Source organism: Methylobacterium sp. J-026 (assembly GCF_022829585.1).
In the GTDB taxonomy this organism is placed as follows: Bacteria; Pseudomonadota; Alphaproteobacteria; order Rhizobiales; family Beijerinckiaceae; genus Methylobacterium.
This window is the reverse complement of the sequence record NZ_JAKSYC010000166.1, coordinates 13,373-36,065: the sequence shown is the minus strand read 5'-3', so window position 1 is coordinate 36,065 and position 22,693 is coordinate 13,373. Positions and strand designations below refer to the sequence as shown.

The window sequence follows — 22,693 nt, the reverse complement described above, 5'->3', positions numbered from 1 at the left end:
GATCTCGCATCGGCGGTCGGGCCGGCGGCGGACGGCCGGCAGGTTCGGGTCAGGCGGCAGGAGGATCCCGGACCTCCGCGCGGCCGCGCCGAAGCGGGCCCTCAGGCGGAGGCCGGGCCGGTAATTCGAATCGGGCGGCCGGGGCCGCGCGGGGCGCACGAAGCGGGCATGACGCGTTCTCTATCAGCCGCCCCGGCCCGAGGCCAGCGGCAGGGCCGATCACGCGAATGCGAGCGCGGATGAGACCTTTCAGCGCCTGGGCCGTTGACCCGGACATCCTCCGCGCCCGAGGCGGCGCGGAGCCGTCCCAGAGGAAGACCGGAGAAACCCCCATGAAGAAGCTTCTGATCACGACCCTCGCCCTGGCGCCGCTGGTCTTCGCGGGTGCCGCGCAGGCCCAGGGCACGGCCCGCGGCGCCCAGCGCGGCGCCGAGGACGGTGCGGCCGCGGCCGGCCCGGTGGGCGGGGTCGTCGGCGGTGCCATGGGCGCGGCCACCGGCACCGTCGGCGGCGTGCTCGGCACCGATCCGGATCCGGCCCGCCGCGCCCGCGAGGATCGCCGCGAAGAGCGCCGCGAGGATCGGATGGACCGCCAGGAGCGCCTTGGTCGCTGAGCTGATCCCGGCCGGTCGCCTCAGGCGGCCGGCCGCGCCTCCCGGCGGATGGTTTCTTGCGCCAGGAGATACAGGCCGGACCCGACCACGATCATGGCGCCCGCCACGGTCCAGCGGCTCGGCAGGTCGCCGAACAGCAGGAAGCCGAAGGTCACGGACCAGAGCAGCTGCGTGTAGATGAACGGCGCCAGCACGTTGGCCGGCGCCCGGGCATGGGCCAACACCAGCAGCCAGTGGCCCAGCGTCCCGAACAGGGCGACCCCGAGCAGCAGCGCCCACTGGGTCAGGCTGGCCGGGCTCGACCAGATCCACGGCAGGAGCGGGGCCATCAGGCCGAGGCCCGCGAGCCCGGTGTAGAACATGGTCGTGGCGGTGGAATCGTAGGCCGCGAGCTTGCGCGTGATGATCGCGTAGAAGGCGTAGACGACCACGTTGGCCACGCATAGGAGCGCGGCCGGGTGCATCCCGCCGACCCCCGGGCGCACGATCACTAGCACGCCGAGGAAGCCGACGCCGATCGCCGCCATCCGCGCCCGGGAGGACCATTCGCCCAGCAGCGGCCCGGCGAGCAGAGCCACCGTCAGCGGCGCGGCGAACTGGATCGAGATCGTCTCGGCCATCTGCAGGTAGCGCAGGGCCAGGAAGTTCAGGGCCGTGGAGGCGAAGAGCAGCAGCGAGCGGATGATCTGCAGCGGCAGCCGCCGGCTCTTCACCACGGCGGGGGTGCGCACCGGGTTGATGAACAGCGAGATCATGGCGACGCTCGCCGCGTAGCGCATGAAGGTGGTGACCAGCGGGTCGACCCCGGCCCGGGCCAGCGTCTTGCCGCAGGCGTCGAGACTCGCGAAGAAGGCGACCGCCCCGCACATCAGCGCGATGCCGACGAGCCTCCGGCGGCCGGCGAGATCCGCGTCGGGGGCGGGGCGCGCGGGGGCGATGTCATCGGTAACGGACGTCGCGACCCGCGTGCGCATCTCGGCTCAACCTCGCTGGAGGCCGATACTCCTGCCACGCGCGCGCCCGCTCCGGTATCGGCCGGCTTGCAGGGGAACCATGCAGGCGGCACGGTCGGCAGGCGGCCGGCTCAGCGCTTGGCCGCGACCTTCTCGGCCGACGCGGTCCGGGTCGCCGCCTTGGCTAGCTTCGGCTTCGACGGCGTCGCGCCGGCGATCAGGGTGGCGAGGTGCGTCTGGTCGAGACCCGAGACCGGACCGATCCCCGCCGCCGGCACCACCGGGGCGGGCGGGGCGCCCGCGGCGGCGAGCGGACGCTCGACCCGACGGGGCTCGATCGATCCCGTCACGGCCGGCTCGGACGCGGCGGTAGCCGCAACGGGGAGCGCGGCCTCCCTCTGCACGCGCAGGGTCCAATGGGCGGCGGTGGACAGCGCGGCGACCGCCAGGATCGCCTTGATGCCGCCGGTGAGCAGGGCTCGCATGATCTCAGGCCCGAAAGAACGCGGTTACGCCGGACCGGATCCCCGGCCTCGTGGCATCATCGCCCCGGAGCGTGAACGAAGCCGCAATCGCCCCGGGCGCGCCCGTCCCGGAACGGGTCAGGTCCGCGCTGCCGGGTGTCGAACGGGGGAAGCGATGTGGGCCTTGCGCCGAACCCGCGGTTCCTGTTCCCCGCGCTCCCGACACTCCTGCAGCGACTCGGCCCACTGAGCCTCACAGGAACGGCCCAGAGAACTGGTCCGGACCGCCCCGTCACTACCGACCCCGCTGCCATGCAGGCCCGAGCGGGCTCGCGAAACCTTCAGGCGCATCGGCGGCCGGGGACAGCCCGTGTAGAGGCTGACAGCCGAGCCGGCAACAGAGGCGGGATCGTTTCGGCGCCCCCGCGGCGATCAGCGCGTCACGGCGGCCGCGGCGAAGCGCATCAGGGCCGCGATGTCGGCCTCGCCGGCCTGTGCGGCGAGGTGCCGGTAGAGGCCGGCATAGCCGGTGAAGACCTGCCGGCCGGCCGCGTCCGCACCGAGGAAGTCGGCGATCTCCGCCATCTCGGGCGCCCAGCGGTAGGCCTTCGGCGCCATGTCGGGCAGGCCCTTGGCGAAGCGGGCCAGCAGCGCCGGCTCGTTCTCGGCGAGTTCGGCCAGGAGGGCCGGGCCGGCCCCGGCGCGCTCGGCGGCCAGGATCATGATCGCGGCGAGCGCGGTCAGGCCCTTGTTGAGGCCGGCATAGCTCATCTTCAGGCTGGAGGCGGCGCCGACATCCCCGGGGCAGACGCGCAGGTCGAGGCCCAGATCGCGCAGGACCAGGGCCGGGGCGGTGTCGGCGCCCGAGACGTAGACGCGCGGCCCCTTGGTGCCGGGCTGCGGCGGCAGGCCCAGGATCGCCCCGTCGAGGAACGGCGCGCCGGTGGCGGCGACGATCCCGGCGATGCGGCCGACCGTATCCGGGCTGACGGCGTTGGCGTCGATGTAGACCGGCTTGCGTGGGGCGGCCGCCAGGGCGGGCGCGAGGCGCCGGGCCAGCGCCTCCGCGTCGGCGGGGGGCACGATGGAGAGCACGAGGTCGGCGGCGGCGAGGTCGGCATCCGCCGCGTGGACCATCCCGGCGGCCTCGGCCCGGGCCCGGCTCGCGGCCCCGCGCCCGTCGAGGGCGGTCAGGACGCGGGCGCCGTGCTGGACAAGCCGGGCCCCGACGGCGCTGCCCATGGCGCCGGGGGCGATCACCGCGATGGTGGGCATGGAATGGCTCCGACGGGACGAGAGGGGTGCCTTGGTGAGGACCGATATACGCCCGTCGGGAAATGCCGCACCAGGGTCTCTCCGAACGGCTCGGCCCATCGAAGGGCGCGCCGCGATCGCCTTTACGGGCCCCGGCTGCGCCGGTATCTTCTCCCCCATGTCCGATCCTGCGGTGCGCCCTGCCGAGCCATCCGGGCCGTGGCGTCTGAAGGATGCCAGCGCCCGTTTCACCGAACTGGTTCGCCGCGTGCGCAGCGATGGTCCGCAGCACGTGACCGTCGACGGTCAAAACACTGTCGTGGTGATCTCCGCCGAGGAGTTCCGCCGCCTCACCGCGACGGCGACAGGAAAGGCGCTGGTCGATGTCCTGCAGGCATCGCCCCATCGCGATGTCGATCTCGAGCCCGAACCGGTCATGATGTCCGTCCGCGACGTCGATCTGTGACGCGCTGGCTGCTCGACACCAATATCCTGTCAGAGCTGCGCCGCCCTCGACCGGAGCAGCGCGTTGTCGCGTTCATTACCGCGCAGCCGCTCGAAGCGTTGTACGTGAGCGTCGTAACCTTCGCCGAGTTGCGGTTCGGCATCGAGCGGCTGGCCGACGGCCCCCGCCGCACGGAGCTGACCGACTGGCTGAACCGGCAGCTCCGCCCGATGTTCGGACCGCGCGTCCTGCCGATCGACGAGGATGTGATGGTGCGCTGGCGGTTCCTCGTCGATGAAGGCCGGCGGAGCGGGCATACGTTCTCTCAGCCCGATCTGCTCATCGCCGCGACCGCGCTGGTATCAGGACTGACGCTGGTCACGCGCAACACCGCGGACTTCGTCGCCGCGCGCGCGCCGCTCCTCGATCCCTGGAGCGACCCGCTGCCGTGAGCAGCCAGCCGCTTAGGAGCCCCCGGGGCCTACCGCAGCGAGCCGCAGAACCGCTGGATGCGCCGGCAGGCCTCCTCCAGCACCGCGTTCGAGGTCGCGTAGGAGATGCGCAGGTTCGGGCCGAGCCCGAAGGCCGAGCCGTGCACCGCCGCCACGCCCTCGGCCTGGAGCAGCTCCGTGACGAAGTCCTCGTCGGTCTCGATGGTCTTGCCGGCCTCCGTCCTCTTGCCGATCAGCGCCGCGCAGGACGGGTAGACGTAGAAGGCGCCCTCCGGCGTCGGGCAGGTCAGGCCGTTGGTCTGGTTGAGCATCGACACGACGAGGTCGCGCCGGCCCTGGAAGGCCGCGCGGAACGTGGCGAGGTGATCCTGCGGCCCGTCGAGGGCGGCGACCGCGGCCCATTGCGCGATCGTGGTGGCGCCCGAGGTCTGCTGGCCCTGCACGAAGTCCATCGCCTTGATGAGTTTTTCGGGTCCGGCCGCGTAGCCGATCCGCCAGCCGGTCATGGCGTAGCCCTTCGAGACGCCGTTCATGGTCAGCGTGCGCTCGATCAGCTGCGGCTCGACCTGGGCCGGGGTGACGAATTCGAAGTCGCCGTAGGTCAGGTGCTCGTAGATGTCGTCGGTCAGGATGTGCACGTCGGGATAGCGCAGCAGCACGTCGGTGAGCGCCTTCATCTCGTCGCGCGTGTAGGCGGCCCCGGACGGGTTCGAGGGGGAGTTCAGGACGATCCACTTGGTCTTCGGGGTCAGCACCCGGTCGAGCTCCTCCGGCTGGAGCTTGAAGCCGTGGTCCATGTCGGTGTCGGCGAAGACCGGGGTGCCGCCGCACAGCCCGACCATCTCCGGGTAGGACACCCAGTAGGGGCGGGGGATCACCACCTCGTCGCCGGGGTTCAGGGTGGCGAGGAACGCGTTGTACAGCACCTGCTTGCCGCCGGTGCCCACGATGGTCTGCGACACCGTGTAGTCGAGCCCGTTCTCACGCTTGAACTTGCGCACGATCGCCTCGCGCAGGGGCGCGATGCCGGAGACCGGCGGGTAGCGGGTCTCGTTGCGGTGGATCGCCTCGATCGCGGCCTGCTTGATGTGGTCCGGCGTGTCGAAATCCGGCTCGCCCACCGACAGGCTGATGACGTCGACGCCGGACGCCTTCAGGTCCCGGGCCTTCTGGGTCATCACGATGGTCGCGGACGGCTTCACCCGCGAGAGGACGTCGGCGAGGAGAGCCATGATGGGCGATGCTCCGGTTTTTCGAGATCGGATGCCGCGGCTCCGCGGCGCGGCGGGACCCTAGGCCGGGGACGCTGAGCCGGCAAGCACGGGACGCCGGGGCGGCGCGCGGACCCGCGTTCTCTGCTACCATGGTCGAGACTCGGGACGGAACGCGAGGCCCTGCCGATGGGCGAGACGATCAGCATTACCCTGGCGCCGGACACGCTCCGCGCCGTGCGCGCGAGCGTCGAGGCCGGCGAGTACGCCTCCGTGGACGCGCTCCTCGACGAGGCCGTGCACGCCCTGCAGCGCCAGCGCCGGGAGGATGCCGAACGGCTCGATGCCATCCGCGCCCGCATCCGGAGATCATTGGACGATCCGCGGCCCGATCTGAGCATCGACGAGGTTCAGGAGGATCTCGAGAGGGTGTTCGCCGAAGCAGAGCGCGACTTCCGTCGTGCGTAGACTGCCGGTGGTGTTCCGCCCGCAGGCGCGAACCGACCTCGCCGATATCTTTCGAACGATCCTGCATCGGAGCCAGGACATCGTGACGGCGCGGCGTTTTACGCAGCGGATCAAGGACCGGTGTGATCGCATCGGTGACGCGCCGCATGCGGGCCGGCCCCGCGACGATCTCCTGGAAGGCCTGCGGACGGTGTCATTCGAGCGGTCTGCGGTCATCACATACCGTGTGGAGCGCGGAGCCGTGCGCATCTTCAATGTCTTCTACGGCGGACGTGACGTCGCGGCGTTCTACGGGGATGGGACAGGGGACGAACCGCGTGGGCCGTCCTCGTAACGCAGCGCCCTCGCACCGCCCGGCCCGCACCCCCATCTCTCTCGGCATGACCCCGCTCTCCGTCCTCGACCTCTCCTTCGTCAGCGCCGATTCGACCCCGGCGCAGGCGCTGCACGACACCCTGGCGCTCGCCCGGCACGTCGATGGGCTGGGCTACACCCGCTACTGGCTCGCCGAGCACCATGCGCTGCCCAACGTGGCGAGCCCGGCCCCCGAGATCATGATCGGCCAGATCGCCGCCGCGACCCGCCATCTCCGGGTCGGCTCGGGCGGGATCATGCTGCCGAACCACGCGCCGCTGATGGTGGCCGAGCGCTTCCGGGTGCTGGAGGCGCTGTTTCCCGGCCGGATCGATCTCGGCCTCGGGCGCGCGCCGGGCACCGACGGCCTCACCGCCCGGGCGCTGCGCCGCCGGGAGGCGCCGGGGGAGGGCGGCAACGACGACTTCCTCGACCGCCTGCAGGAGCTGCTGTTCTGGGACGCGGGCTTTCCGGAGGGGCACCCGTTCGCCCGGATCACGGCGAGCCCGGCGGATGTGAGGCTGCCGCCGCTCTTCCTGCTCGGCTCCTCCGACTACAGCGCCCAGCTCGCCGGCGAGATCGGCTGCGGCTTCGGCTTCGCGCAGCACTTCTCCGGGATGCCCGCCGAGGCGCCGATGCTCGCCTATCGCCGCCTGTTCCGGCCGACGCGGCTCGGCGCCCGGCCGCACGCCATCCTGACCGTGGCGGCGATCTGTGCCGCCACCGATGCCGAGGCCGAGCGGCTGGCCGCGAGCGCCCGCCTGTCGACGCTCCGACGGGAGCGGGGGGAATACCGGCCGCTGCCGAGCCTCGCTGAGGCGCTGGCCTATCCATATTCCGAGGCCGAGCGGGCCCAAATCGAGCGCGGCCGTGACAAGCTGCACGTGGGCGGCCCCGAGACCCTGCGGGCGCGACTTGCGGAGCTGGTCGAGCACACCCAAGCGGACGCGCTGATGATCGTCTCGGCGATTCCCGACCAGGCGGCGCGGCGGGAATCCTACACGTTGCTGGCGCGGGCCTGGGGCCTTGCGGGGACCGTCGGATAGGGAATCCCGCACTCTATCCCGGCGGAATACGGCCGATTGCGCTCCAGATACCTTCTATCTGGCGCATGGATACGGGCCAGCGCCTCACCAAAAAAGATGTCTGTTCCGTGAAATCAATTTACGAGGCCGCGACGGGAAGTTAAAACACCCGAAACCGAACGGACGGGCGCCGCCATGAGCCAGACTGCCGCGAATCCAGCGCGCGCTGCGCCGGCCGCTCGGACCCTCGTGGTTGTGGTTCACGGTCTCGGAAGTTCGGCGCACCGTCTGCGCGACGTCATCGCCGCGGCCCGGATCGCCTACGGACCGGATACACAGATCTTCGCCCCGGACCTTCCCCATGGGAGCTGGCTCTCCGGGGCACGGGCCGGCGCGATCATCGGCCTCCTGCTCGACGGCATCGACGAGCAGGTGCGCCTGCGCGAGCCCGACCGGATCGTCCTCGTCGGCCACAGCGTCGGCGCCACGCTGGCACGGCGCCTGTTCCTGGTCGCGGCCGGCTGGCCCAGCAACTTCCGGCAGGAGCGCGATCTTGGCCATCAGAGGCCGCGCGACTGGGCCTACAAGGTCGAGCGCATCGTCATGCTCGCAGCCTTCAACCGCGGCTGGAAGATCTCCGAGCGGATGAGCTGGTATTACAGCATCCTGTTCAACCTCGTCGGCCTCTTCGGGCACGTACCGGCTCCGGACCGAGGCTGGACCCCGACCGCCTTCGATTTCCGGCTCGGCGCGCCGTTCATGGCGCAGACCCGGCTTCACTGGCTCGCCTATCGCCGGAACCCGCCGCGCCACCTCGTCGACAAGGACCGCCCGATCCTCATCCAGATGCTCGGCACGCAGGACGACCTGATCTCGCCGGTCGATCAGGTCGACCTCGCGGTCGACGGCAGCAAATGGGCCTTTCAGCAGACCGGCTACACGGCGGCCGCCGCCGGTCCGACCCAGCAGGACTACTTCCTGATCGAGTTGCCCGACACCGACCATGCACAGGCGATCACGCTCACGGGCGATCCGGCCGCCCTCCGGCGCGGGCATCTGGTCCAAACGGCCCTGACGGCCACGCGCCCCACCTTGGCGAAGGCCGCCCTCGATCCGGCCCTGCTCGTCGATGAGATCGACGCCGTCGATTTCGATGTCGGCAACACGGTGTTCGTGATCCACGGCATCCGCGACGACGGCTTCTGGACGCACCGGATCGCCGAGAAGGTCCGCAAGCACGGCGGGCTGACCGACACGGGGGTCACGATCTTCCGGAGCTGGACGCCCAGCTACGGCTACTTCGCGATGCTGCCGTTCGTGCTGCCGTGGATCCGGCGCGAGAAGGTCGAGTGGTTCGCCGATCAGTACGTGACGGCCTTCGCGCAGTACCCGGTCTCTGACTTTCACTATGTCGGGCACTCGAACGGCACGTACCTTGCCGCGCGGGCGCTGACCGACTATCCGGCGATCCACTTCAGGCACGTCCTGTTTGCCGGCAGCGTCGTGCGCCGCGACTACCCGTGGGCGCAGATGCTCAATAATGGACGCATCACGGCCTGCCAGAATATTGTGGCGGCCGACGATTGGGTGGTCGCCCTGCTGCCGAAGAGTGTCGAGTGGATCCGCGCATTCGATCTCGGGGGCGCGGGCTTCGACGGCTTCCGGGATGCCGGGCTGCGGCCGGCCCTCACCGAGTACCGCTACCTCCTGGGCGGACACGGGGCCGGGATCGGGGAGGCGCACTGGCCCGAGATCGCCGCTTTCATCGTGAGCGGGAAACCCTTTCCGCCCAACCCGACGCGGACGGTGCCGGGTCTTCACGATACGGCCCCCGATCCGACCCTCGCGATCCTCGGCAGGCTGCGGATCGGCCTGCCGGCGCTCGTCCTCGCCGGCGGTCTCGCCTGCTACCTCGCTTGGTCCCACGGCGGCCTCTTCGGCCTGTTGCTCGCGATCCTCGTGCTCCGCTTCATCGTGCTGCGGGTGTGATGCGAAGGCTGTGAACGCAGGCGTTCCGGGGCGACGGAGCGGATGTCCGTCCGGCGCCCCGGATGCTCAGCGCCCGAACAACCGTCCGAGGCGACCGAGCAGGCTCGGTCCCTTCTCGCCAGCCTGTGAAGCCGCCGGCTGGGACGCCTGGATCGTGGGTGCCAGAACCAGCCCCAAGGCCGCCGTATCGGTGGTCTCGCGGTCGATCAGGATCAGGCTGCCGGTCTCGCGGTTCTCCGCGTAGGCGTCCACCGCCACCGGCCGGTCGAGGCGCAGGGACACGTCGGCGATGTCGTTGGCCGACAGGCGCTCGGCCGGGCCGGGCTTGCCGGTCTCGGGATCGATGCGCGAGACGATCCGCTCCACGGTCGCGATGACCGTAGCGGTGCCGATCTTGGCGAACAGGCTGGCGCCCGGGCTGAGATCGGTCTCGGCCGCCCAGAACAGGCGGGCGTCCAGCGTCTCGGTGACCCGCATCGGCGCGTCCGTCGCGACGATCACCTGCCCGCGGGAGGCGTCGATCTGGTCGGCGAGCACCAGGGTGACCGACTCGTCCTCGCCGGCCTCCGCCAGGTCGCCGTCGGCGGTGTAGATCCGCGCCACCGTGGAGGTCCGGCCGGAGGGCTGGACCGTCACGGAATCGCCCGGGCGGACCCGGCCGCTGCCGATCCGGCCGCTATAGCCGCGGAACTCGGAATTGGGCCGGTTGACCCACTGAACCGCCATCCGGAACGGCGCGTTCAGCGCCTCCGCGTGGACCGGCACGGTCTCCAGGTAGCGGAGCAGCGGGCCGCCCGTGTACCAGGGCGCCGCGACCCCGGCCTCCACGACGTTGTCGCCGTTCTTGGCCGAGAGCGGGATCGCCTTGACCTCGGAGAAATTCAGCCCCCGGGCGAAGTCGGAAAAACCCGCCACGATGCCGTCGAAGGTGCCCTGCGCCCAGCCGGCGAGGTCCATCTTGTTCACCGCCAGCACGACCCGGCGGATCCCGAGATTCGAGACCAGCAGCGCGTGGCGCCGGGTCTGGCGGGTGAGCCCCTGACGGGCATCCACCAGGATCACCGCCACGTCCGCCGTCGAGGCGCCGGTGGCCATGTTGCGGGTGTACTGCTCGTGGCCGGGGGTGTCGGCCACGATGAACGAGCGCGTGTCGGTGGAGAAGAACCGATAGGCGACGTCGATGGTGATGCCCTGCTCGCGCTCGGCCTGGAGGCCGTCCACCAGCAGCGCGAGGTCCATCTCCGCGCCCTGCGTCCCGTGCTTGCGCGAGTCGCGCTGGAGCGCCGAGATCTGGTCGTCGAAGATCTGCTTGGTGTCGTGCAGGAGCCGGCCGATCAGCGTCGACTTGCCGTCATCCACGGAGCCGCAGGCGATGAAGCGCAGCACGGCCTTGTTCTGGTGGGCGGCCAGGAACGCCTGATAGGTGGCGGCACGGTCACCGAACGCGGTGGGAGCCTGGTGCACCGTCATCAGAAATAGCCCTCCTGCTTCTTGCGCTCCATGGCGCCCGCACCGTCCTTGTCGATCACCCGGCCCTGGCGCTCCGAGGTGCGCGCCGCCAGCGTCTCGCCGACGATCTCGGGCAGCGTCGCCGCGTCGCTCTCCACCGCGCCGGTCAGCGGGTAGCAGCCGAGCGTCCGGAACCGGACGAGGCGCTGCTGCGGAACCTCGCCGGGCTCCAGGGGCAGGCGGTCGTCGTCGACCATGATCAGCTGGCCATCGCGCTCCACCACGGGGCGCTCTTTCGCGAAGTAGAGCGGCACGATCGGAATGTTTTCCTGCTCGATGTAGAGCCAGATATCGAGCTCGGTCCAGTTCGAGAGCGGAAACACCCGCAGGGACTCGCCGCGCTTCTTCTTGAGGTTGTAGAGGTGCCAGGGCTCCGCGCGCTGGCGCTTGGGGTCCCAGCGGTGCTGCGCGGTGCGCAACGAGATGATCCGCTCCTTGGCGCGGCTCGCCTCCTCGTCCCGGCGGGCGCCCCCGAAGGCGGCGTCGAACTTGTACTTGTCGAGGGCCTGCCGCAGCGCCTGCGTCTTCATCACGTCGGTGTGGACCTCGGAACCGTGGCTCACCGGCCCGACCCCGCGGGCGAGCCCGTCCGGGTTGGTGTGGACCAGGAGATCGAGGTCGAGTTCCTTGGCGCGGGCGTCGCGGAAGGCGATCATCTCGCGGAACTTCCACGTGGTGTCGACGTGGAGCAGCGGGAACGGCAGCCGCCCCGGCGCGAACGCCTTGAGGGCGAGGTGCAGCAGCACCGAGGAATCCTTGCCGATCGAGTAGAGCATCACCGGGTTCTCGGCCTCGGCGACCGTCTCCCGGAAGATGTGGATGGCCTCGGCCTCGAGCCGCTTGAGGTGGCTGAGGCGGTCGGCGGGGGCGCTCGGCTGCACGGCGGCGGCGAGGGCGGCGCTCATCGGGCGAACTCCGGCTGGCGGGTCTTCACGTTTGGATCGCTTTCGAAGATTGCGGGCTCCTGGCCCGGTTGCACCGACGCGGAGGGCTGGCCGACATGCAGGCCGCACTCCTTCTTCTCTTCCTGCTCCCACCACCAGCGGCCGGCGCGCTCCGGCTCGCCGAGCTTCACCGCGCGGGTGCAGGGGGCGCAGCCGATCGACGGGAAGCCGCGGTCGTGCAGCACGTTGTAGGGCACGAAATTGTCGCGCACGAAGCTGTCGACCTGCGCCCGCGTCCAATCGGCCAGCGGGTTCAGCTTGATCAGGTTGCGCGCGGGGTCGAATTCGGCGAGCGGCGTCTCGGCGCGGTTGGCCGACTGGCCGGCCCGCAGGCCCGTAAGCCAGCCGCTCGCCCCCTCCAGGGCGCGGCCCAGGGGCTCGACCTTGCGGAAGCCGCAGCAGGCCTGCCGGGCGGCCACCGAGCGGCGGAAGCCGTTGATGCCCTCGTCCCGCACGAAATCCTCCGCGGCCGCGCGCTCCGGCGCGTAGGCGGTGATCCGGATGCCGTAGGCCGATTCGGTCTCGGCCCAGGTGTCGTAGGTCTCGGCGAACAGGCGGCCGGTATCGAGGGTGACGATCGCGACCCGACCCTTCGTCAGCCCCTTGGCCAGGCCCGCCATGGCCAGCGCGTGCGTGAGCGCCTGATCCTCGACGCCGAGGCTCGTGGTGAAGACGAGGCGGCCGGGAATCGCGGCGGCGATCGCGTGAAGGCGGCCTGGAAGGTCGAGCCCGGACAGCCGCTCCGCGAGGGCTTCGGCCGTCTGTCGGTCAAGACGGGTCATCGCACCATGTCCCGGGGTTCGTGAAGGGATAAGGATGCGGTCGGTGCCGCACCCCGTTGTCGAGGGGTCGAGATGTTCGCTATACCGAACGAAGTCAAGGCGCTTCGGCGCGCTTGTCGGGCCTGGAGACGCGGTCCGGCGTGCGGTTGCACACAGCGGCCGCCGCGGCCCCGCGGCACCCAGGTGAAAAAATCTTCTTCACCGCCCCCGGGCGACCCTGTACCGATCGCGGGCCTCACCCGCGTGGACGGACCCCACGGAGACAGCCTTGGACGCGATCGATCTCAAGATTCTCGCCCTGCTGCAGACGGACGCGACGCTCTCCATCGCGGCGATCGGCGAGCGCGTCGGCCTGTCCCAGACCCCGTGCTGGAAGCGCATCCAGAAGCTGGAGGCCGACGGCGTCATCGACCGGCGGGTGGCGGTGCTCGATCCGGTGAAGCTGGGCCTCGGGCTGACGGTGTTCGTCTCCATCGAGACCGCAGACCACTCCCAGGATTGGCTGCAACGCTTCGCCGCAACCGTCTCGGCCATGCCGGAGGTGCTGGAGTTCTACCGGATGGCCGGCGATGTGGATTACATGCTGCGGGTCGTCGTGGCCGACATGCAGGCCTACGACAGCTTCTACAAGCACCTGATCGCGGTGCTGCCGCTCAAGAACGTCACCTCGCGCTTCGCCATGGAAAAGGTGAAATCCACCACCGCCCTGCCGTTGCCGGCCCCACCCAAGAACGGCCGGCACCTGCCCGGAACCGGGCCGGTCCTTGCGGTGGTCGGAGAATGATCTTCTCTTTCTTCGCAGTGCAACGAACGTGATGTTCTAATCCTCGCCCGTTCTGCAAAACGAACGTTTCTCGATTGACACCGGCCCCGTAGGCCCCGACATGGTCACCTGATGTCACGCCAGAATCTCCTCCCGCGCACCGCCCCGTTCGGGGACGGCGAGCGCGCCAGCCTCGACGCGGTGCTCGGCGCCGCGAGCCCCACGCAGCGCGCGTGGCTGGCCGGCTTCCTGGCCGGGCTCGACGCCGCGGGCGGGCAGCCCGCCGCCGTGCCGGCCGCCCCGCCCAAGGCCGCCGCGCCGCTGACGGTGATCTACGCGAGCGAGTCGGGGAATTCCGAGGCGCTCGCCGGGACCGTCGCGAAGCTCGCGCGCAAGCAGGGCTTCAAGCCGAAGGTCGTGGACTTCGCCGACCTCGACGTGGCGACCCTGCCCAAGGCCGGAAAGCTCGTCGCCATCGCGGCCACCTGGGGCGAGGGCGAGCCGCCGGCGCGCGGCGTGCGGGCCTACGGCGAGCTGATGGGGGAGGGCGCCCCGCGCCTCGACGGCGTCGAGTTCGCGGTCCTGGCGCTGGGCGACACCTCCTACGCGGAGTTCTGCGCCATCGGGAAGGCGCTGGACGCGCGCTTCGAGGCCCTGGGCGGCAAGCGCGCCGCCGAGCGGGCCGACCTCGATCTCGATTTCGAGAAGCCGGCGGCCGACTGGATCAAGGCCACGCTCAAGGCGCTGGCCCCCGCGGAGGCGGCCGACAACGTGGTGGCGGTCGATTTCGCCCGCGTCGCCGCGGGTGAGGACGACGAGGCCGAGCCGAGCCGCGAGCCGCTGGTGGTCGAGGTCGTCGAGCACGTGAACCTCAATTCCTCGCGCTCCGACAAGGAGACGATCCACCTCGCGCTGGCCTTCGAGGACGGCGCCCCGGCCTACGAGCCGGGCGATTCGCTGGAGCTCTTCCCGGAGAACGATCCGCAGCTGGTGGACGAGATCCTCACCGCCGCGGGGCTCTCGGGCGACGCGGCCCTGCGCAACGCGCTCCTCGCCGAACGGGACATCACCACCCTGTCGGCCGCCACGATCGAGCGCTTCGTGAAGGCCACCGGCCACACGGACGCGCAGCGGCTCATCGAGAGCGGCGAGGCCAAGGCCTGGATCGAGGGCCGGCACCTGATCGACCTGATCGCGACCTTCCCGGCGACGCTGACGGCCGAGCACCTCACCGCCATCACCCGGCCGCTGCCGCCCCGGGCCTACTCGATCGCCTCCTCGCGGAAGGAGGTCGGCGACGAGGTCCACCTCGCCATCGTGGCGGTGCGCTACGAGACCCACGGCCGGGCCCGCTCCGGGGTCGCCTCGGTCCACGTGGCCGACCGGATCCGCGACGGCGCCAAGCTGCGCGTGCGGCTGAAGCCGAACCGCCATTTCCGCCTGCCGCAGGACCCGGCCACCGACATCATCATGGTCGGGCCGGGCACCGGCGTCGCGCCGTTCCGCGCCTTCGTGCAGGAGCGCCGCGCCATCGAGGCGCCCGGCCGGTCCTGGCTGTTCTTCGGCGACCGCCACTTCTTGCACGACTTCCTCTACCAGCTCGAATGGCAGGAGGCCCTGGAGGATCGGTCGCTCACGCAGATCGACGTGGCCTTCTCCCGGGACCAGCCGGAGAAGGTCTACGTGCAGGACCGGATCACCCATCACGCGCGGGAGCTGGTCTCCTGGCTGGACGGCGGCGCCCATTTCTACGTCTGCGGCGACGCCAAGAACATGGCCAAGGATGTCCGGAACGCGGTGGTGAAGGCCTACGAGACCGCCAAGGGCCTGAGCCCGGCCAAGGCCGAGGCGCAGGTCGCGGCGCTGGAGCGCAGCCACCGCTACCAGCAGGACGTATACTGAGACACACGGAACCCTCCCCCCTCCGCGGGGGAGGGTGCCTGCGGAGCAGGCGGGAGAGGGGAGCGCGACGGTTCAGGATGAATCGCCCGTCGCGACATCTCCGGTCCCGGCGCTCCCCTCTCCCGACCCTCGCTCACGCGAGGGCCACCCTCCCCCGCAGAGGGGGGGGGGAGGTCCCGCGGCAAGCGGTTTGATCATTTGAAGACGAACGCCCATGACTGACACCAAGCGCGTCTACGAGACCCCGCCGACCGAGCGGCCGATCACCAATGCCGAGGCCGCCCGGGCGGCCCAGCTCGCGGCGAACGAGCACATCAAGATTGCCAGCGGCTATCTCCGCGGCACCCTGGCGGACGGGCTCCTGAAGCACGCCACCGGGGCGATCTCGGAGGATGACGGGCAGCTCGTGAAGTTCCACGGGATGTACCTGCAGGACGACCGCGACCTGCGCCCCGAGCGGACCAAGAAGAAGCTCGACAAGGCCTACAGCTTCATGATCCGGCTGCGCATCGCGGGCGGCGTCATCAGCCCGAAGCAGTGGCTGGTCCTTGACGACATCGCCCGGACCTATGCCGGGAACGCCCTGCGCGCCACGACGCGCCAGACCTTCCAGTATCACGGCGTCATCAAGTCGAACCTGAAGCGCACGATGGCGGCGATCGACGCCACGCTGCTCGACACGATCGCGGCCTGCGGCGACGTCAACCGCAACGTCATGGCGGCGACCAACCCCGCCCAGGCCGGCGCCCACAGGGCCGCCTACCAGCTCGCCAAGGACATCTCCGATTCGCTGCTGCCGAAGACCAGCGCGTGGCGGGAGATCTGGCTCGACGGCGAGCGCGTGGCCGGCGGCGAAGAGGAAGCCGAGGTCGAGCCGGTCTACGGCCGGACCTACCTGCCGCGGAAGTTCAAGACTGTGGTGGCGGTGCCGCCGTCGAACGAGGTCGACATCTTCGCCCACGACCTCGGCTTCATCGCGATCCTCGACGAGAAGAACCAAGTCACCGGCTGGAACGTCACGGTGGGCGGCGGCATGGGCATGACCCACGGCGAGCCCGACACCTTCCCGCGCACCGCCGACGTGATGGGCTTCGTGGAGCCTGAGGACGCCATCAAGGTCGCCGAGGCGGTGATGACGGTCCAGCGCGACTGGGGCAACCGCAAGAACCGCAAGAACGCCCGGCTCAAGTACACGATCGAGCGCTACGGGCTCGACGCGTTCCGGGCCGAGGTGGAGACGCGGATCGGCAAGCCGCTCGCCGCGCCGAAGCCGTTTACCTTCACCAACAACGGCGACCGCTTCGGCTGGACCGAGGGCGATGACGGCCGGCACCATCTCACGCTCTACGTCCCGTCCGGGCGGATCAAGGACATCGAGGGCGGCGCGCAGTTCCTCTCGGGCCTGCGCCGGATCGCCGAGGTGCATACGGGCGATTTCCGCCTCACCGCCAATCAGAACGTGATCATCGCCAATGTCCCGGCGGAGCAGCGCGCCGCGATCGAGGCGCTGGTCGACGAATACGGGCTCACCAAGGGGGCGGGGGCGCTCCGGCGCAATTCCATCGCCTGCGTGGCCCTGCCCACCTGCGGCCTCGCGCTGGCCGAGAGCGAGCGCTACCTGCCGGACCTGATGACCGAGCTGGAGCAGAGCCTGGCGTCCCATGGCCTCGCCGAGGAGGAGATCACGATCCGCTCCACCGGCTGCCCGAACGGCTGCGCCCGGCCGTTCATCGCCGAGATCGGCCTCGTGGGCCGCGGCCCCGAGCGCTACCACCTCTATCTCGGCGCCGCCTTCGACGGCTCGCGGCTGAGCAAGCTCTACCGGGAGGACGTGCAGGCCTCCGAGATCCGCGACACCCTCGATCCGCTGTTCGCCGACTACGCGAAGGGCCGGCAGCCGGGCGAGCATTTCGGCGATTACCTGATCCGGGCCGGGCACGTGGCCCGCACCACCAACGGCCCGGACTTCCACGAGCGGACCGGCGCCCTCAAGCCGGCCCTGCAGGGCTGAGACCCGGTCGCACGGATCCCGCAAGTCCGGGATCCGTGGGATCCGGCGGACGAGAGCCGCCGCCCCCGCGCGGGCGAACCGCACCGCGCCTCTCGCGAACCGGCCACCGTCTTCCCGGGCGGGCGACGCGCTTCGCCGCCCGTGCACGCGCCCTGCCGCAGGGTCCACAGGACTGTCGCGCGGGAGATCCCGTATCGGGATGTGCAGCCTCCGCACGCTGCGGAGTCCGGGCAAATCGGCTCGGCGATCTTAAGTTATTCCAATGCGACAATGTGTCCGCTTGGTCACGTCCGGCGAGTTACGGTCGAATCCAAGCCGCATCCCGCGCACGCGCATTGAAAAATCATCGGTGCTTCGCTCAAGGATCCGTACACTCGATCGGTGCGGTTTCTCTTGAGAGCGATTATAAACTATGCCCGGGCGCCGCAGACGTACGGACAGCACTCGCCGCAAGCGCCGTGGAAACAGCATCTCCATTGGACGTGTTTTCGCGACAACTCTGTTTTCTCTGGCGACGACTTCCGTACAGGCGGAAGTTGACGGTCCATCGGGCGACGTTGTCCTTTCCGAGCTGAGCGTCACCGGCACCGGTCCCGCGGTCGAGCGGGCCGGGGGCCCCGTCGCCGGCTACCGGGCCACGCGGTCGGCCACGGCGACCCGGACCGACACGCCCCTGCGCGACACGCCGCAATCGGTCCAGGTGGTGCCGCGGGACGTGCTGGTCGACCAGCAGGACATCCGCCTCGGCGACGCCCTGCAGAACGTCAGCAGCGTCCAGCCCGGGGGCACGATCCAGGGCCGGAGCGACACCTTCATCATCCGCGGCTTCAGAACCCAGACCTACGCCATCGACGGCGTGCTTCTGAACCAGGCCGGCAACTTCTCGACGGTCACCCGGGATCTCGCCGACGTGGAGCGGATCGAGGTGCTGAAAGGTCCGGCCTCGGTGCTGTACGGCCGGGGCGAGCCCGGCGGCCTGATCAACATCGTCACGCGTCAGCCTACACTGGCGCCGTCCGGCGACATCAACCTGCAGGGCGGCAGCTTCGGCTTCCGCCGGGTCCAGGGCTCGGTGTCGAGCGCGATCGAGGGGGTGGAGGGCCTCGCCGGACGCCTCAGCTTCGCCGGCCAGTCCGACCCGACCTTCCGCAACTTCGGCGACCGGAACAATTCCCGGACCTTCGTGGCTCCGGCCTTCACGTGGAACCCGAGCCCGGATACCCGGGTCTCGTTCGTCGGCGAGTTCACGCGGCTGGATTCGCAGTATGACGAGGGGCTTGTCGCCCGGAACGGCGGCGTCCCGCTCGACAATATTTCACGCTACTACGGCGAGCTGTTCTCCCGCTACAACGGCACGTCAAATTTTGGCCTGCTGAAAGTCGAGCATGACCTCGACCAGAACATCACGCTCCGCGAAGTCCTCAACGCCCAATGGGGCGGCTTCAACTTCCTGGCGACACGCGCGACCGGGCTCGCCAGCCGCAACACGCTGGTGAGCCGGCGCGAGACCGCGGGCTACTCGACCTACGCCTCCGTCGACAGCCAGACCGAGATCGTGGCGAAGTTCGACCTGCTGGGCTTCCGGCACACCGTGCTGGCCGGGATCGAATACAGCAACGGCTACCGGCATTCCTACACGACGCAGAGCACCAACTACCCGTCGGTCAACTTCCTGAACCCGGTTCCCGGATCCGCCATCGTTGGCCTTCAATTCCAGTCGGATCTGAAGCAGAAGAACGAGCTGAACGGCCTCTACGTGCAAGACCAGATCGATCTCGGCCTCGGCCTGCAAATGTTGGTCGGCGTCCGTTACGATACCGGCACGCAGTATTATTTCAGCCGCATTCCGACCTCGCGCACGATCCCACCCGAACAGCAATTGTCCGGCACCTCGCCGCGCGTCGGCCTTGTCTACCGGCCGGTGGATCCGCTGACGTTTTATGCAAGCTACACGACCTCGTTCAAGCCGCAGACCGCCAACATCCTCAACGTCACCAACCCGCCCCCCGAAACCGGCGAGCTCTACGAGATCGGCAGCCGGCTCGACCTCACCCCCGACCTGACCCTGTCGGCGGCCGCCTTCCGCATCACCCGCAACAACGTGTCGGGGACCGACCCGAACAACAGCCTCTACTCGGTGATCACCGGCCAGCAGCGCTCGGAGGGCGTGGAGGCCGACCTTGCCGGCCAGATCCTGCCGGGCTGGAAGGTGATCGGCGCCGTCAGCTTCCTCGACGCGCGGATCACCAAGGATCAGGTCTACCCGGTCGGCAACCGCCTGCCGGGAGCGCCGTCCTTCAGCGGCAGCATCTGGTCGACCTACGCGTTCCAGGAGGGCTTCCTGCGCGGCTGGAACGTCGGGGCCGGGATCACCTATGTCGGACGGCGCACCGGCGACCTCAACAACAGCTACACGGTCGGCGGCTACGCCCGGCTCGACGCCGCCGTGTTCTACGACTTCGACGAGCACGCCCGGTTCTCGATCAACCTGCGCAACCTGACCGACAGGCGCTACATCGAGCAACCCTTCAGCCCGACCGACAATCTCCCCGGCGCGCCGTTCTCGGTGCTTGCGACGATCACCGCGCGGCTGTGAGCCGGGTCGGATCGGGGACGGTCAGGGTTTCAAAAGGGCGAGCCCTTGTGCGGGTCCAGGGCGGAGCCCGGGTCTCTCAGGGGCTCCGCCCCTGAACCCCGCCGAAGGGCTCGCCCTTCGGAAACCCGGTCTTCGCCCCCGGCAGGACGCTCCGGCGCCGCGCATCCGCGCGGCGACGCAGGACGTAGAGGGTCAGCCCCGTGGCCGCGAAGCCCGGCAGGGCCAGGGCGCCGAGGCAGAACAGCAGGGCGAACGGGGCGCCGAAGAAGCGGCCGCGATGCACCTCCAGGATGTTCTCCAGGATCCGCCGGCCCAGCGGCGTGTCGGCGGCGCGCTCGGCCGACAGGAGCGCCCCCGTGGCGGCATCGTAGCGGGCCTCGTTGCGGGCGCTCGGATCATCCACGCCCTTCGGCAGCCAGCGGATCCGGATCGCCTTCGCGTCGGGTTCCGGCAGGGTCAGGATCGCGGTGCCCGCCTCGCGCCCCGCGCCGGACCGGAACGCCGCCCAGGCGCGGTCGACGGCCGCCGGCCCGGATGCGTCGCCCGGCGCCTCGGGGGCAGCCCTGCGGCCGGCACGGGCGGGCTTGCCCGCGGCCCGGTCGCCCACCAGCAGCCACGTGGCGGCGTCCTTGACCGACGGGTAGGACCAGGTCAGCCCCGTCAGCGCGGCGACGAGGTAGACCGGCAGGAGCCACGTCCCGGCCACGGCGTGGAGCGACCACCAGCGCGGCCGGCCGGGGCGGGACAGGCTCGGCTTCAGCCAGATCCGCCAGCGGTGGATCTTGGGCCAGCGCAGGTAGAGGCCGGTGGCCAGGAAGGCCAGCAGCGCCAGCGTGCAGGCCCCCGTGATCGTGCGGCCCCAGCCCTTCGAGCCGCCCGGCAGCAGCAGCCAGCGATGCAGGTCCCGGATCGTCGCGAACGCCGCCTCCAGCCGCACGGGGCCCAGCACCGCGCCGTCATAGGGGTCGGCATAGAGGGCGGGCGGGCGCTCGCGGGTCTCCGGATCGCGGGCGAAGCGCACGGCGACGCTGGCATGCGGGTCGTCCGAGAGGGTCAGCGCGCTCACCCGGCGGCCGCCCGCCCGGGCCTCGACCTGCGCCGCGAGGGCCGCCGGCGGGAGCGCCGCGCGGTCGCCGGCGACCACGGCCAGACGGTCGCGGTTGGCGAAGGCGGTGATCGCCTCCTCGTAGCTCATCAGCGCCCCGGTCAGGCCCATCAGGGCGAGCACGAGACCGGCGGTGAGGCCGAGCGCCCAGTGCAGGCGGAAGAGCACGGTCCGGGGGGAGGGAATCGGCAGCGTCATGGCGGTGCCGGCTGCCTACCAGTTTCCGGCCAAGCTGACGACGCCGCGGGACGCATGGGCCGCGGCCGGGCCCCCCGGTCTCAGGTGATCGGCGCCGGGTTGAACAGGGTCAGGTCGTTGAACAGGCCCCAACGGTCCGACCAGGGCTGCTTGCGCCCGCTCGCCACGTCGAGGATCAGGTGGAAGAGCTCCCAGCCGACCGCCTCGATCGTAGCCTCCCCGGTGGCGATCCGGCCGGCATCGAGGTCGATCAGGTCGGACCAGCGCTCGGCGAGCTCGGTCCGGGTTGCCACCTTGATCACCGGGGCCTGGGCGAGACCGTAGGGCGTGCCGCGGCCGGTGGAGAACACCTGCAGGGTGATGCCCGAGGCGAGCTGGAGCGTGCCGCAGACGAAGTCGCTCGCCGGCGTCGCGGCGAAGATCAGGCCCTTCCCGCGGACGCGCTCCCCCGGGGCCAGGACTCCGGAGATCGCGCTCGTGCCGGACTTTGCGACCGAGCCGAGCGCCTTCTCGACGATGTTGTTGAGGCCGCCCTTCTTGTTGCCCGGGGAGGGGTTGGCCCGGCGGTCGGCCTCGCCCTTGGCGAGATAGGCATCGTACCAGGCCATCTCGCGGATCAGAGCCTGGGCGACCTCCGGGCTCTTCGCCCGCGGGGTCAGGAGGTGGATCGCGTCGCGCACCTCCGTCACCTCGGAGAACAGCACGGTGGCGCCGCTGCGCACCAGGAGATCGGCCGCGAAGCCCAGCGCCGGGTTGGCGGTCACCCCCGAGAAGGCGTCGCTGCCGCCGCATTGCAGGCCGACCACCAGGTCGGCGGCCGGGCAGGTCTCGCGGGTGCGCCGGTTCAGCACCTCCAGGCGGGCCTCGGCCATCGCCAGGATGCTGTCGAGCATGGCGGAAAAACCCCGGTGGCGCTCGTCCTGGAGGCGCACCACCCCGTCCCCGGCCGCGCCGTTGTCAGGCAGCAGGCGCTCCGAGACGAGCTTCTCGCAGCCGAGGCCGACGACCATGACCTCGCCGCCGAAATTCGGGTTCTGCGCGAGGCTCTGGAGGGTACGGATCGGCACCACCGCCTCGGGGGCGTTGATGGCGACGCCGCAGCCATAGGCGTGGGTCAGGCCGACCACGTCGTCGACGTTGGGGTAGCGCGGCAGCAGCTCCTGCTTGATCCGCCGGATCGCCACGTCGAGGGTCCCGGCGACGCATTGCACGCTGATCGAGATCGCCAGGATGTTCTTGGTACCCACCGACCCGTCGGGGTTGCGGTAGCCCGCGAAGGTGTAGCCCTTGAGCGGGGGCAGGGGGGCTGGCACCCGCGTGGCCAAGTCCAGGGCGTCGAGGGCGGGGGCCAGCGGCGTCGCCACCCGGGATTCCTCCACCCAGGCGCCCCGCGGGATGTTTTGGGTGGCGATGCCCACCACCTCGCCGTAGCGGCGCACGTCGCCGCCCTCCGGGATGTCGGTGAGCGCCACCTTGTGGCCCTGCGGCACGAACTCGACGAGCTCCAGCCCGTCCGGGAACACCGTGCCGGCCGGCAGGCCGAAGGCGTTGACCACGATCGCGACGTTGTCCCGTTCGCTCAGGCGGATCGTGCGCGGCAGGTCGCCGGACGGGCGCTCGCGGGACGGGGCTTCGCTCTCGGCCTGCATCGCCA

General features: G+C 70.5%; 20 protein-coding genes. 11 read left to right on the top strand and 9 right to left on the bottom strand.

The genetic code is table 11. From position 1 onward, the window contains the following. The first annotated feature begins 332 nt into the window (after window positions 1-332). Entirely contained in the window at window positions 333-614 is a 282-nt protein-coding gene (locus MKK69_RS15935) for a hypothetical protein (RefSeq protein ID WP_243969310.1), read from the top strand. A gap of 20 nt (window positions 615-634) precedes the next feature. Here MKK69_RS15935 and MKK69_RS15930 read toward each other — a convergent pair whose 3' ends face one another. From MKK69_RS15930 to MKK69_RS15920, 3 genes are all read right to left on the bottom strand, one after another. Further along, entirely contained in the window at window positions 635-1,588 is a 954-nt protein-coding gene (locus MKK69_RS15930; protein WP_243969308.1) for a DMT family transporter, read from the bottom strand. Between the two features lie 110 nt (window positions 1,589-1,698). Beyond that, the gene (locus tag MKK69_RS15925; protein ID WP_243969306.1) at window positions 1,699-2,052 is read right to left on the bottom strand and encodes a hypothetical protein; all 354 of its coding nucleotides are present in this window, start codon (window positions 2,050-2,052) and stop codon (window positions 1,699-1,701) included. Between the two features lie 411 nt (window positions 2,053-2,463). Beyond that, window positions 2,464-3,306: a DUF1932 domain-containing protein gene (locus tag MKK69_RS15920; RefSeq protein ID WP_243969304.1), complete on the bottom strand. Its 843-nt coding sequence runs from the start codon at window positions 3,304-3,306 to the stop codon at window positions 2,464-2,466. 157 nt (window positions 3,307-3,463) lie between these two features. On the opposite strand from MKK69_RS15920, the gene MKK69_RS15915 reads away from it, so the two are divergent. Further along, window positions 3,464-3,751 carry a type II toxin-antitoxin system prevent-host-death family antitoxin gene (locus tag MKK69_RS15915; protein WP_243969303.1) on the top strand — a complete coding sequence of 96 codons (288 nt, stop codon included), beginning with the start codon at window positions 3,464-3,466 and terminating at the stop codon, window positions 3,749-3,751. Beyond that, window positions 3,748-4,182 carry a type II toxin-antitoxin system VapC family toxin gene (locus MKK69_RS15910; RefSeq protein WP_243969301.1) on the top strand — a complete coding sequence of 145 codons (435 nt, stop codon included), beginning with the start codon at window positions 3,748-3,750 and terminating at the stop codon, window positions 4,180-4,182. The genes MKK69_RS15915 and MKK69_RS15910 overlap by 4 nt, the downstream gene beginning before the upstream one ends. A 29-nt stretch (window positions 4,183-4,211) precedes the next feature. Here the strand turns inward: MKK69_RS15910 and MKK69_RS15905 are convergent, their stop codons facing one another. Next, window positions 4,212-5,414 carry a pyridoxal phosphate-dependent aminotransferase gene (locus MKK69_RS15905; protein WP_243969299.1) on the bottom strand — a complete coding sequence of 401 codons (1,203 nt, stop codon included), beginning with the start codon at window positions 5,412-5,414 and terminating at the stop codon, window positions 4,212-4,214. Window positions 5,415-5,582: 168 nt separating this feature from the next. On the opposite strand from MKK69_RS15905, the gene MKK69_RS15900 reads away from it, so the two are divergent. The 4 genes from MKK69_RS15900 to MKK69_RS15885 all read left to right on the top strand — a co-directional run bounded on the left by MKK69_RS15900 (window position 5,583) and on the right by MKK69_RS15885 (window position 9,229). Next, complete coding sequence (locus MKK69_RS15900) at window positions 5,583-5,861, top strand: type II toxin-antitoxin system ParD family antitoxin (RefSeq protein ID WP_409564823.1); 279 nt, start codon at window positions 5,583-5,585, stop codon at window positions 5,859-5,861. Continuing rightward, window positions 5,854-6,195, top strand: a complete 342-nt coding sequence (locus MKK69_RS15895; protein ID WP_243969297.1) for a type II toxin-antitoxin system RelE/ParE family toxin — start codon at window positions 5,854-5,856, stop codon at window positions 6,193-6,195. The genes MKK69_RS15900 and MKK69_RS15895 overlap by 8 nt, the downstream gene beginning before the upstream one ends. Before the next feature lie 46 nt (window positions 6,196-6,241). Further along, window positions 6,242-7,261, top strand: coding sequence for an LLM class flavin-dependent oxidoreductase (locus MKK69_RS15890; RefSeq protein WP_243969295.1), 1,020 nt, complete (start codon window positions 6,242-6,244; stop codon window positions 7,259-7,261). Window positions 7,262-7,435: 174 nt separating this feature from the next. Beyond that, entirely contained in the window at window positions 7,436-9,229 is a 1,794-nt protein-coding gene (locus tag MKK69_RS15885; RefSeq protein ID WP_243969293.1) for an alpha/beta hydrolase, read from the top strand. A 66-nt stretch (window positions 9,230-9,295) separates the two neighbouring features. Here the strand turns inward: MKK69_RS15885 and cysN are convergent, their stop codons facing one another. Genes cysN through MKK69_RS15870 form a run of 3 tightly spaced genes read right to left on the bottom strand, consistent with a single transcriptional unit; the run spans window position 9,296 to window position 12,464 of the window. Continuing rightward, the gene (cysN, locus tag MKK69_RS15880; protein ID WP_243969290.1) at window positions 9,296-10,699 is read right to left on the bottom strand and encodes a sulfate adenylyltransferase subunit CysN; all 1,404 of its coding nucleotides are present in this window, start codon (window positions 10,697-10,699) and stop codon (window positions 9,296-9,298) included. After that, on the bottom strand, window positions 10,699-11,643 hold the full coding sequence (gene cysD / locus MKK69_RS15875) for a sulfate adenylyltransferase subunit CysD (RefSeq protein ID WP_243969288.1): 945 nt from the start codon (window positions 11,641-11,643) through the stop codon (window positions 10,699-10,701). Before cysD ends, cysN begins: the two co-directional genes overlap by 1 nt. After that, window positions 11,640-12,464, bottom strand: a complete 825-nt coding sequence (locus tag MKK69_RS15870; protein WP_243969286.1) for a phosphoadenylyl-sulfate reductase — start codon at window positions 12,462-12,464, stop codon at window positions 11,640-11,642. Before MKK69_RS15870 ends, cysD begins: the two co-directional genes overlap by 4 nt. A 268-nt stretch (window positions 12,465-12,732) precedes the next feature. Here MKK69_RS15870 and MKK69_RS15865 point away from each other — a divergent pair, with 268 nt between their 5' ends. The 4 genes from MKK69_RS15865 to MKK69_RS15850 all read left to right on the top strand — a co-directional run bounded on the left by MKK69_RS15865 (window position 12,733) and on the right by MKK69_RS15850 (window position 19,736). Beyond that, window positions 12,733-13,248, top strand: coding sequence for an Lrp/AsnC family transcriptional regulator (locus MKK69_RS15865; protein WP_161393443.1), 516 nt, complete (start codon window positions 12,733-12,735; stop codon window positions 13,246-13,248). 111 nt (window positions 13,249-13,359) lie between these two features. Further along, window positions 13,360-15,129 carry a sulfite reductase flavoprotein subunit alpha gene (locus tag MKK69_RS15860; protein ID WP_243969284.1) on the top strand — a complete coding sequence of 590 codons (1,770 nt, stop codon included), beginning with the start codon at window positions 13,360-13,362 and terminating at the stop codon, window positions 15,127-15,129. A 214-nt stretch (window positions 15,130-15,343) separates the two neighbouring features. Further along, on the top strand, window positions 15,344-17,140 hold the full coding sequence (locus MKK69_RS15855; RefSeq protein WP_243969282.1) for an NADPH-dependent assimilatory sulfite reductase hemoprotein subunit: 1,797 nt from the start codon (window positions 15,344-15,346) through the stop codon (window positions 17,138-17,140). A 412-nt stretch (window positions 17,141-17,552) separates the two neighbouring features. Beyond that, window positions 17,553-19,736, top strand: a complete 2,184-nt coding sequence (locus MKK69_RS15850; protein ID WP_409564822.1) for a TonB-dependent siderophore receptor — start codon at window positions 17,553-17,555, stop codon at window positions 19,734-19,736. A gap of 76 nt (window positions 19,737-19,812) precedes the next feature. Here MKK69_RS15850 and MKK69_RS15845 read toward each other — a convergent pair whose 3' ends face one another. Together MKK69_RS15845 and garD are read right to left on the bottom strand one after the other, a co-directional pair. Further along, the gene (locus tag MKK69_RS15845) at window positions 19,813-21,039 is read right to left on the bottom strand and encodes a PepSY-associated TM helix domain-containing protein (RefSeq protein ID WP_243969280.1); all 1,227 of its coding nucleotides are present in this window, start codon (window positions 21,037-21,039) and stop codon (window positions 19,813-19,815) included. Window positions 21,040-21,119: 80 nt separating this feature from the next. Then, a complete protein-coding gene (garD, locus tag MKK69_RS15840; RefSeq protein ID WP_243969278.1) occupies window positions 21,120-22,688 on the bottom strand; it encodes a galactarate dehydratase in 1,569 nt (522 codons plus the stop codon). Window positions 22,689-22,693: the final 5 nt, after the last annotated feature.